This is a genomic window from Mucilaginibacter sp. (assembly GCF_028288105.1).
Lineage (GTDB): Bacteria > Bacteroidota > Bacteroidia > Sphingobacteriales > Sphingobacteriaceae > Mucilaginibacter.
In genome coordinates this window covers 1-9,929 of record NZ_JAQBOI010000082.1, presented here as the reverse complement: position 1 = coordinate 9,929, position 9,929 = coordinate 1, and the positions used below count along the sequence as shown (strand labels likewise).

Sequence of the window (9,929 nt, the reverse complement as noted above, 5' to 3'; positions counted from 1 at the left end):
TTGAATTGGCAGGTGCTTTTTTGTTCTAAAAAACTATTTATTCACAAACCCCAATAAAAATATGGCTAAATCGCAAGCAACATTCATGAAAAAACAACTGGAAAAGAACCGCCAGAAAAAGAAAGAGGACAAAGCACAACGTAAACAAGAGCGCAAAGATAACCCCAACGGCAGCGACCTTGATAATATGATGGCTTACGTAAATGAGTTTGGCGAGATCGTATCAACCCCACCCGAGAAAAAAGCTAACGAAGAGGATTAACCCGCCCGTTACTTATACAACACCTTGTAGATGGCCTTGCCCCAAAGTTCTCCTAAACGGGCAGCGCCTTTCTGGTTAGGATGCAGGTAAAAAATACCTTGCCGTCCTTGTTCATGCAATGCAGCATCTGTATAATTTTTCTTAAAGTAATCAAAACCCTGTGTATCTCCTAAAAACACGTGGCCGGGGTTTATTGTGCTATAATTTTTCACCAGCAAGTCAATCTGTGGGAAATAAGTTTGCAGCCTTGCCAAGCCCTCTGCTAAATAAATAGAGTTATTTTGAGTATTAGGGCTATACCATAAAGGGCGGTTAATAATCACTTTACTGTTTGGATAACGCTTCAGCAGTTCAGTAATAATGGTATTTAAGTTGGCACGATACTGCTCTGGCGAAACAGGTGCACCATGGGTGCCCTGCACAGCGCTGTCATTAGTGCCCAACATTATCGAAAACATCAGTTGCGCGTCTTTATCGGTATAAAAAACGTCTGCAGCTTGTATAGTGTTTTTAAAATCATTTTCGCCGGGTAAAAAATCAAGTGTGGTATGCCCGCTTACTCCCTGGTTACTTTGGGTAGCATCAATCTTCATTTGGTCCTTTAAATAGGCAATCGCATAAACAGATGGCTGCATTTCGGTCTTGTTATCGGAGCCGGCGGTAATGCTATCACCCATAAATACAATATTTACTTTTTTGGATATATTTAACTGAAAAGCGCTTAACAAAATAATGCTTAACAGTAAAGTAACTTTTATGTATTGCGCGCGTCTTAGTTTCATAACTGGCTTGTTGTATAATGGTTAACGCAATAATAATCATTTACCACCAAAAGCCTTATATTAGATCAAGCATATTAAACCAAACTACCTGCACAATGAACGACTTAAAAAGAAGGAACTTTTTGAAGCTATCCGGTTTAACGGTTTTGCCTACTCTTTTGCCAGGCATTGCCACTAAAGCCTTCGCGAAGGAAAACCAAAAACTACAGCCTGCCGCAAATGAAACCGTTAGCTTTAATGATGACGGGCCATTTTACCAACCCACCGAGTACATTAACAAGCTACAGGAAATAAATGCTGCCCAACCCATAAAAATGGACTTTTACGGCGGTGGTGGGGCAGTTGCCCAACTATGCGAACAATTTGCTGATATGACAGGTAAGCCCGCCAGCATCTATATGCCATCGGGCACCATGGCTAATCAATTAGCTATATCTGTACTCAGTGGCGAAAACACCAAAATATTTGTGCAGGAAACCAGCCATATTTACCGTGATGAGGGCGATTCGGCACAATCTGTTTTTAATAAACGTTTAATACCCGTAGCGCAGGGCGAGGCTCATTTTACGCTGGAGCAATTGCAGCAAGCAATTAATTATCACAACCAGGGCGAAGTATTTAAAAGCGGCATAGGCACTATTGCTATTGAAAACCCGGTACGCAGGTGCGATGGTAAGTTTGTACCACTTGACGAAATCAAGAAGATATCGGCGTGGTGCCGCGAGAAGGGGTATAAGCTGCATTTGGATGGTGCGCGTATATTCCTGGCAATGGCGTTTAATGGGGTATCGCTAAGAGAATACTCCTCTTACTTTGATACTGTTTACATATCACTTTATAAGTACCTGGGTGCGGCCGGCGGTGCTGTTTTATGCGGCGATAAAGAAACCATAGGCCACATGGAACACCTGATCAAAATACATGGCGGCACAACCTTCAGCAGCTGGGGTAACGCGGCTATGGCGTTGCACAACTTAAACGGATTGGAAGATCGCTTGAAAAGGTCGGCGGATAAATCAAAAGAGCTTTTCGCGGGATTGAACAAGTTACCGGGAGTGAAGATCAATCCTATACCAAATGGTTCTAATATTTTCAATATGGAACTTACAGGTGTTGATACCAGGCTGTTTAGTAAAACACTGGCAGATAAGTATCAGGTAATGTTGAGGGCACAAAAGGGCACAACCCAGATCCGTGTTAACGAAACCTTATTGAAGCAGGATAACCAGCGGATCATAAGCGCCTTTGCTGATGCTTTGAAAATGGCGAAGATTTAAACTTTGTCATGCCGAACAAGGGGGAAGTATCTATGCGCCGACAGAAATGTTTACGAATAGATCCTTCACTCTCGCTCAGGACGACATTTTTGATATAAGATTACTCGCTTTTATAAAGCGCGCCGGCTTTTTCTGCAGATACTTTTATACCCTTTATCATAGCCGAACTAAAGCCGTTGTGTTCCATCTCGTTAAGGCCGGCTATGGTACAGCCTTTTGGCGATGTAACCTTATCAATTTCCTGCTCTGGGTGCGATGCCAATTGTAATAACAAGTCCGCGGCACCTTTGGCAGTTTGGGCAGCCATTTTAAGGGCGTCATGTGCGTGGAAACCTATTTCGGTACCACCTTGCGATGCAGCTCTTATAGAGCGTAAAAAGAACGCAATACCACAAGCGCAAAGCGCCGTTGCCGATGTCATAAGCTCCTCGTTTATCTGAATGCTTACACCAACTGTATCAAACAACGATAGTACCAGGCTCACGTTAGCTGCAGAGGCATTATCGGTAGCAATACAAGTCATGCTTTGGCCAATGGCTATTGCAGTGTTGGGCATGGCACGTATTACCTGCACATCTAAACCCAGCTGGTTGCGGATATCCTGACAGCTAACACCTGATACTACAGAAATAAGCAGATGTTTTGTTTGATTAGCGGCAGGTTTTATCTCGTCCAGTAATTTGTTTAATTGCTGCGGAAGGATGGCTAATACCACAATATCCGCTTTGGTAACTGCTTCGGCATTGTTACTGGTTACGTTGTACCCTTCATCTGCCAAAGCAGCTAAGGCTGCTATATTGCGGCGGGTAAGCGTAATTTGCTGTGGGGTAAATATCCCTGCTTTTACTAATCCTTTAGCCAATGCAAGGCCAATATTACCGCTGCCTAAAATGGCTATATGTTGTTGTGTTTCCATTGTTATTTACTTAAACGTGTACCAAAACCTTGTTTGTTTTTTATCTGGCCCAAATCGTCAGAATGTCCTATGATAACGGCCTTTACACCGCATGATATGGCGGTGAAAGCATTATCCATTTTGGGCAGCATACCACTATGAATGATCTGCTCGGTCTTTAATTTCTCGTAACGTTCGGGGTTAATCTCTCTTATCAGAGAGTCTTCGTCATTTATGTCCTGCAATACACCTTTCTTTTCGAAGCAATAGATAAGTGTAGTTTCATACAACTTTGATAACGCCACCGCCAGTGCCGAAGCAATGGTATCGGCATTGGTGTTTAATAACTGGCCCTCGCCATCATGCGTTAAGGCACAAAAAACAGGGGTGAAGCCGCCATCAAGCAATTTGCTAATGTTTTGCGGATTGATAGATCCCTCGAACAAGTCGCCGGCAAAACCGTAATCAATAGTTTTTACCGGGCGTTTTTTGGCACGGATAAAATCGCCGTCGGCACCGGTTAGGCCTATGGCATTATTACCATAACGCTGTAATTGGGCCACTATGTTTTTATTGATCAACCCCGCATAAACCATGGTGACAATACGCAGTGTGTCAATATCGGTTATGCGCCTGCCGTCAACCAATTTAGCTTCTATGCCCATGGTCTCCGAGATCTGCGTGGCAACTTTACCACCACCATGTACCAGTATCTTGTAACCATCAAGCGCGGTAAAATCTTTCAAAAAACGGTGCAGGTTCTCTGAGTTATCAATTACGTTTCCGCCTATTTTTATAATGTGCAGGGCTTGCATTTTGTATTATATATAAGTTCGATGGCAATTATAGTTAAAATTTGGTAGGGTGGTGGCATAGCAGGCAAATTTTAACCACAGAGAACACAGAGATTTTTCACAGAGGGCACTAAGGATGTCAAATAAAAACCTCTATGTTCTCTTGGATAGTTTCCTTTACGACCTCTGTGGTTAAAAATAACAAACTGATAATAAGCCATTTATTAATAATAACTGATAAATAAGTTATATAACGTAAAATATAGTTGTATAACTGAAAAATAAGTTATACGTTTGATACATGGAAGAGTTAACAAAAACAGAAGAGCGGGTAATGCAGGTACTATGGGACCTGAAAAAAGCTTTTGTGAAAGATATTATTGAAGCCATGCCCGATGAGCCAAAGCCGCCATACAATACCATATCATCGGTAGTGCGGTTGCTGGAGAAGAAGGGGTATGTTGATTATAAAGCCTACGGTAAAACTTACGAATATTTCCCGGCCATAAGTAAGGCGGAGTATCGTAAGGCATTCTTCAAAAAAATGTTTACCGGTTATTTTGATAATTCGGTTGAGAGCCTTTTATCCTTTATGGTGAAAGAGCAAAAACTGGGTGCAGATGATATCAAAAAGATAAAAGAAATAATTGACCAAAACTCAAAAAAATGAAAGCCATCATTTATCTGCTGCAGGTTTCGGCATGTACCGGTATTTTCTATTTATTTTATTTTGTGCTGCTACGCAGGTTAACATTTTTTACGCTTAACCGCTGGTATTTGCTGGGTACATTACTGCTGAACTTTATTATCCCGGCAATAAGCCTCCCTGTAAGCATCACACAGCCTGTGGCAATAATGCAGCCTGTTATGTATCTGAACCGCATACAGGTTATAGAAGAGCCTGTAGAGCTGATTAATCAGCCACAGAAACTTAAACAGCAATTTGATTGGATAGCCTCTGTGAAAACAGTTTATGTGGTTATAGCTATTATCTCGGTGATCCATTTACTGTTTACACTGCTGATTTTCGCCCGCAAAATGAGGAATAAAGAGTTAATGCAGATAGGTAACGTAAGGGTTTTAAAAGGCAGCAAAAAGCTTGGCAATAGCTCGTTTTTGAACGTGATATTTATTAACGATGATGAGTTGGAGCCAAGCGAGATCAAACAGATCATAGCTCACGAAATGCTGCACGTAAAGCTCATGCACTCGGCCGACAGGCTTTTGGCCAGAGTGATACTAATTGTGCTTTGGTTTAATCCGTTCGCTTATTTCTACATACGATCGATAGAGGAGAACCACGAGTTTGAGGTTGACCATATAGCCACGGGCAATACAGATAAGAGTATGTATGCAACCCTTCTTTTTAAACTATCGGTATCGGGTCAAAGTTACCTGATGCACAGCTTTAGTAAAGTGCCGCTTAAAAGCCGCATAGCCATGTTATTTAACAAACCCACATCCAATATGAAAAAGATTATTTACATGCTTGTGCTGCCGGTTGTGGCCATAAGCTGCCTGGCATTTGCCAATTTGAAACCCAATAACCAAAAAGAACACCGGTTTGCCAATAAATCGACAGTAGATACAACAATAATTGATACCGTAAAAACATATCGCCAAAAAATTAAACGAACCCCGGCCCAAAAGCTGGCGTATGAAAAATCAATAGCTGATTTTAAAGCTTACACAAAATCGGCCGATCATAAATACAAAAATGCTTTGGCCCGAAGAGTTCATATGCAAACACTTTCTTACAAAGTTGTTGGAACTATCGATACCATGTATGGCCCAATGCATTTGACTGGTTATAAATTAACGCAAGGGGCTGATGAATTCGTAGTAACCTATAATTACAATAATAAAAAAACATTGAAAGGTTTATTTAAGGCCGGCGATGAAATACAATTGAAATCAATTGGCGAAATGTGGCTAAAAAGCATCCCTGTAATAGTTGAACCTGCCTTAATAACGAAAGACAACAAGGTGATATTTCAACCAGCAAATGCTTCGCAAATTACACCGGTCAGTAGTTTACTAAATCCACCTGCTACAAAAAAGACAGCGGCTGTAAACGCTAAAATAGCTATCGCGATGGACAAGGCAGATGTTACATCAGATTTTTACACCCGTACACATTTTCAGAATAAGGATGGGAAAAACTTTGATAAAATAACCTTTAAACTATCAAGGGAGGCCGGGTCTGCAAACCTTGGCACAGATGAGAAAGCAGGAACTTTTATTGATGGTATTTTTTATAACGAGTATGAAATTAAGAAGCTTTCGCCCGAAAAAACCGCGTCGTTAGTATTTGACAATAACGGTTTGAAGCCTGAAAAAATACCGGAAGGTAATTATGCAGTACCGTTTAGCTTTAAAACTAAAAAGGCCGCAACTGCAGCAGATCCTACTCAAAACAGGTAAATCATAACCACTATATAAACCTTCCCTAAACTTAAATCACCTGTAAAACATAATTGCCGTAACCCGCAATTATGTTTTGCTGTTTTATTCAAAAAAGGCTATTGCCCCACAGATCTATCCAAAAAATACCCATCATTAAAACACATATTTACTTTATCCTGTTATTAAGGATACAGCAGCGGTTGTATATTATTTTATATTGCAGCTTTTAATTATATATGGATAAACGAAAAAACGCTATACCACGTGTTGTAATAATTGGCGGTGGTTTTGGCGGCGTACAACTGGCTAAAAAACTAAAAAATGCACCTATAGAGGTTTTATTGCTCGATAAGCATAACTATCACACTTTTCAGCCTTTGCTTTACCAGGTGGCTACCGGCGCTATCGAAGGCGACTCGATAGGCTTTCCCATAAGGCGCATATTTAGCAGGCAAAAGAATTTCACCTTCCATTTAGCCGAAGTACAAAAAATAAACACCGATACCAACACGATTACCGCCAACATAGGCGATATACAATACGATTACCTGGTTATTGCCACCGGTGCAAACACCAATTACTTTGGCAACAAAGAACTGGAGCATTGCACAATGCCCATGAAAAACATTGCCGAAGCTTTAAACATACGCAGCCTTTTATTGCAGAACCTGGAAAAAGCTTTGGTTACCACCGATGTAGCCGAACGCGATGCGTTGCTCACCTTTGTTATTGTTGGCGGCGGGCCGACAGGTGTGGAGCTGGCCGGGGCAATATCTGAGCTGCGGGAATTTATTTTATGTAAAGATTACCCGGGCCTTTGCAACTCGGATATGAAAGTGTTTTTGGTGGAGGGCAAAGCAGAACTGTTGGCCGCCATGTCGCCGCAGGCATCTATAAAAGCTAAAAAGTTTTTAACCGATATGGGTATTACCATTTTTAACAGCGTACACGTAGAAAGTTATAATGGCACAATACTAAAGATAGATGATGGCACCAGTATTAATACGCGCAATGTGTTTTGGGCAGCAGGCGTTAGGGGCGAGGTACCCGATGGTATGCCGGAAGAGGCTGTTATGAAAGGTGGCCGTTTACAAACCGACGAAATAAACCGTGTTAATGGATTCCGGAATGTATTTGCCATTGGCGATGTATCGGCTGTTGTTACCGAGGCTAACCCTTTAGGTTTCCCGGGTGTGGCGCAGGTGGCATTACAGCAGGGCAAATGCCTGGCTAAAAACATTGTCAACCTTATAAATGGTAAACCAACCACCCCATTTAAATATACAGATCTGGGTACAATGGCAACCATTGGCCGCAATAAAGCGGTGGCCGATCTGCACAAACTACGCTTCCAGGGATTTTTTGCATGGTTGTTGTGGATGTTCGTTCACCTGATGTCGTTAGCGGGGTTTAGTAATAAGGCTATAGTGTTTTTTAACTGGGCCATAAATTATCTTACCCGCAATAGCGATAACAGGCTGATCATACATTATTTTAAAACAGATACAATGATGACTGATCCTGTAGCACGATGAATATATTACATACTTAACCCCACTCAATACATAAATGCCCCTGTTTTTAATTATCGCGCTTCTTGTAATACTTAGTGCAATTTATTCTTACATAAATGCGCGATGGCTAAAGCTGCCCGGTACTATCGGTATTATGACGCTGGCCATTATTGGGTCTGTAATTACCATAATTGTTGATCGGCTTAATCCAAGCATTGCAGATCACCTTACGGTGTTAGCCAAAAACATAAATTTTTCTACCACGGTGTTGAATATTATGCTGGGTTTCCTGCTTTTTGCAAGCGCGTTTAATTTGGATGTGCGTAAGCTGAAAAGAGAGATGCGGCCTGTGTTTATATTAAGCACGTTAGGGGTTATTGTATCTACAGCAATATTTGGTACGCTGCTTTACTGGGTAACCGGGCTAATTGATATTAAGATCCCCTACATCTACTGCCTGCTGTTTGGCGCCCTGGTATCACCTACAGATCCTGTAGCTGTTGCGGCCATTATTACGGGTTCTAAGCTGCCCAATAACCTCGAAACTATTATCTCGGGCGAATCGTTGTTTAATGATGGTATAGGGCTGGTATTATTTATTACGTTATTAGAGATAACACAATCTGGAACTGACAATATAGATTTTGCAAAAGCAGCTATTTTATTTGTGCAGGAAGTGTTTGGCGGAATAGCGATGGGGGCAATAACCGGGTATATGGCTTTCAAATTAATGAAATCTATAGATCATTTCCAAACCATTGTATTGGTATCGCTGTCATTAGTAATGCTGAACTCGGTAGTAGCGACACTGTTACATTTATCTATCCCGTTGGCGGTAGTAACGGCAGGTTTACTTGCCGGAGGGCGTTCTATTAATGTCGACAATAAAGACCACTCACACCAGGCACTCGAAAAATTTTGGACACTAATAGACGAGCTGTTGAACACCATGCTTTTTGTGATGATAGGCCTGCAAATGGTCAATTTACCTTTTATACAAAATTATTGGTTTACCGGTGCTATAGGAATACTGGTTTTGTTAGGGGCAAGATGGTTAAGTATTATGCTGCCACTTACATTCCTGAGGCGGTCATTAAATATTAATTATAGCAGCATCAATATATTAACCTGGGCAGGCTTGCGTGGTGGGATATCTATAGCACTGGCACTGGCCTTACCTGCGTCGCCATACCGGCATTTTATTTTATCGGGGACTTATTTTATCGTGATATTCTCTATCATTATACAAGGCCTAACCTTAAACAGGGTGATAAATGCTGCTTATAAAAATAACCCTAAAGATTAAGCTTCCTTTTTAAGCGATGACATATAAGCGGCTATTTCCTGCTCATTTTTATCTGTCGAATTACGGAGTGATGCAATGATGTTCTCGCGCTCAATCTTTGTGCGGTTTTGGCTCAGTTTCTTTTTGGCCTGCAGATCTGTCACCACTATCTCGAAAGCGGTTATGCCATTCATCATTTTAAACTTATAATCGTCGGGCAGGTTATCCCATTGATTCCTGTAATCGGCTTCATAAAAACCGATCATTTTTTCAAGTAATTCAGCTACCTCTGCTTTATCCTCTATTAAAGTGGCTTTACCATAGGCATGTACGGAAAGATAATTCCAGGTGGGTACGTTTTGTTCTTTCTCGTAATTGGATGGGGAGATATAGGCGTGTGGCTCGGTAAAGATCACCAAAGATGTTTCATTGAAAACTGCTGCTGATTGCGGATTTGCTTTGGCAAAATGTGATATCAAAACCAACTCTTCGCCGCGCTGCTCAATTAAAAAGGGTAGGTGGGTTGCTTCTGGTACACCATTCAATATCGTAACTATCGTGGCAAAGCTATACTTCTGCATAAAGCTGATAGCTTCCTGATGGTCAGATAACTGAAAATGTTTTGGTGTGTACACGTTATTTAAATAAAGAATTATAATAGCTAACGTGATGTGGAAATAGTGTTTCGTATAATGAATACTCGATCCCTATAAT

Annotated in this window: 10 protein-coding genes; 6 read left to right on the top strand and 4 right to left on the bottom strand. The window is 41.2% G+C overall.

What is annotated here, in order from left to right; genetic code table 11:
- Positions 1-61: 61 nt before the first annotated feature.
- Positions 62-262 carry a hypothetical protein gene (locus tag JWQ85_RS05615; protein ID WP_299465216.1) on the top strand — a complete coding sequence of 67 codons (201 nt, stop codon included), beginning with the start codon at positions 62-64 and terminating at the stop codon, positions 260-262.
- Between the two features lie 8 nt (positions 263-270).
- On the opposite strand, the gene JWQ85_RS05610 is transcribed toward JWQ85_RS05615, so the two are convergent.
- Positions 271-1,044, bottom strand: coding sequence for a GDSL-type esterase/lipase family protein (locus tag JWQ85_RS05610; protein WP_299465213.1), 774 nt, complete (start codon positions 1,042-1,044; stop codon positions 271-273).
- Between the two features lie 95 nt (positions 1,045-1,139).
- Here JWQ85_RS05610 and JWQ85_RS05605 point away from each other — a divergent pair, with 95 nt between their 5' ends.
- Positions 1,140-2,321: an aminotransferase class I/II-fold pyridoxal phosphate-dependent enzyme gene (locus JWQ85_RS05605; protein WP_299465210.1), complete on the top strand. Its 1,182-nt coding sequence runs from the start codon at positions 1,140-1,142 to the stop codon at positions 2,319-2,321.
- 100 nt (positions 2,322-2,421) lie between these two features.
- Here the strand turns inward: JWQ85_RS05605 and proC are convergent, their stop codons facing one another.
- Both proC and argB read right to left on the bottom strand, forming a co-directional pair.
- On the bottom strand, positions 2,422-3,237 hold the full coding sequence (gene proC, locus JWQ85_RS05600; protein ID WP_299465207.1) for a pyrroline-5-carboxylate reductase: 816 nt from the start codon (positions 3,235-3,237) through the stop codon (positions 2,422-2,424).
- Between the two features lie 2 nt (positions 3,238-3,239).
- On the bottom strand, positions 3,240-4,031 hold the full coding sequence (gene argB, locus JWQ85_RS05595; protein WP_299465205.1) for an acetylglutamate kinase: 792 nt from the start codon (positions 4,029-4,031) through the stop codon (positions 3,240-3,242).
- Between the two features lie 280 nt (positions 4,032-4,311).
- Here argB and JWQ85_RS05590 point away from each other — a divergent pair, with 280 nt between their 5' ends.
- The 4 genes from JWQ85_RS05590 (at position 4,312) to JWQ85_RS05575 (ending at position 9,236) form a co-directional block, all read left to right on the top strand.
- Positions 4,312-4,680 (top strand): BlaI/MecI/CopY family transcriptional regulator, encoded by a 369-nt coding sequence (locus tag JWQ85_RS05590; protein ID WP_299465203.1) that lies wholly within the window; start codon positions 4,312-4,314, stop codon positions 4,678-4,680.
- Positions 4,677-6,434 carry a M56 family metallopeptidase gene (locus tag JWQ85_RS05585; RefSeq protein ID WP_299465201.1) on the top strand — a complete coding sequence of 586 codons (1,758 nt, stop codon included), beginning with the start codon at positions 4,677-4,679 and terminating at the stop codon, positions 6,432-6,434. Before JWQ85_RS05590 ends, JWQ85_RS05585 begins: the two co-directional genes overlap by 4 nt.
- Positions 6,435-6,652: 218 nt before the next feature.
- A complete protein-coding gene (locus JWQ85_RS05580; protein ID WP_299465199.1) occupies positions 6,653-7,951 on the top strand; it encodes an NAD(P)/FAD-dependent oxidoreductase in 1,299 nt (432 codons plus the stop codon).
- 34 nt (positions 7,952-7,985) lie between these two features.
- Positions 7,986-9,236, top strand: coding sequence for a sodium:proton antiporter (locus tag JWQ85_RS05575; RefSeq protein ID WP_299465197.1), 1,251 nt, complete (start codon positions 7,986-7,988; stop codon positions 9,234-9,236).
- On the opposite strand, the gene JWQ85_RS05570 is transcribed toward JWQ85_RS05575, so the two are convergent.
- Positions 9,233-9,850 carry an FMN-binding negative transcriptional regulator gene (locus JWQ85_RS05570; protein ID WP_299465195.1) on the bottom strand — a complete coding sequence of 206 codons (618 nt, stop codon included), beginning with the start codon at positions 9,848-9,850 and terminating at the stop codon, positions 9,233-9,235. The two genes, JWQ85_RS05575 and JWQ85_RS05570, sit on opposite strands and share 4 nt — an antisense overlap.
- Positions 9,851-9,929: the final 79 nt, after the last annotated feature.

Excerpts from the sequence above, each read along its gene's own strand:
- JWQ85_RS05615 (WP_299465216.1), top strand. The coding sequence starts at position 62 with ATGGCTAAATCGCAAGCAACATTCATGAAAAAACAACTGGAAAAGAAC.
- JWQ85_RS05610 (WP_299465213.1), bottom strand. The coding sequence starts at position 1,044 with ATGAAACTAAGACGCGCGCAATACATAAAAGTTACTTTACTGTTAAGC.
- JWQ85_RS05605 (WP_299465210.1), top strand. The coding sequence starts at position 1,140 with ATGAACGACTTAAAAAGAAGGAACTTTTTGAAGCTATCCGGTTTAACG.
- proC (WP_299465207.1), bottom strand. The coding sequence starts at position 3,237 with ATGGAAACACAACAACATATAGCCATTTTAGGCAGCGGTAATATTGGC.
- argB (WP_299465205.1), bottom strand. The coding sequence starts at position 4,031 with ATGCAAGCCCTGCACATTATAAAAATAGGCGGAAACGTAATTGATAAC.
- JWQ85_RS05590 (WP_299465203.1), top strand. The coding sequence starts at position 4,312 with ATGGAAGAGTTAACAAAAACAGAAGAGCGGGTAATGCAGGTACTATGG.
- JWQ85_RS05585 (WP_299465201.1), top strand. The coding sequence starts at position 4,677 with ATGAAAGCCATCATTTATCTGCTGCAGGTTTCGGCATGTACCGGTATT.
- JWQ85_RS05580 (WP_299465199.1), top strand. The coding sequence starts at position 6,653 with ATGGATAAACGAAAAAACGCTATACCACGTGTTGTAATAATTGGCGGT.
- JWQ85_RS05575 (WP_299465197.1), top strand. The coding sequence starts at position 7,986 with ATGCCCCTGTTTTTAATTATCGCGCTTCTTGTAATACTTAGTGCAATT.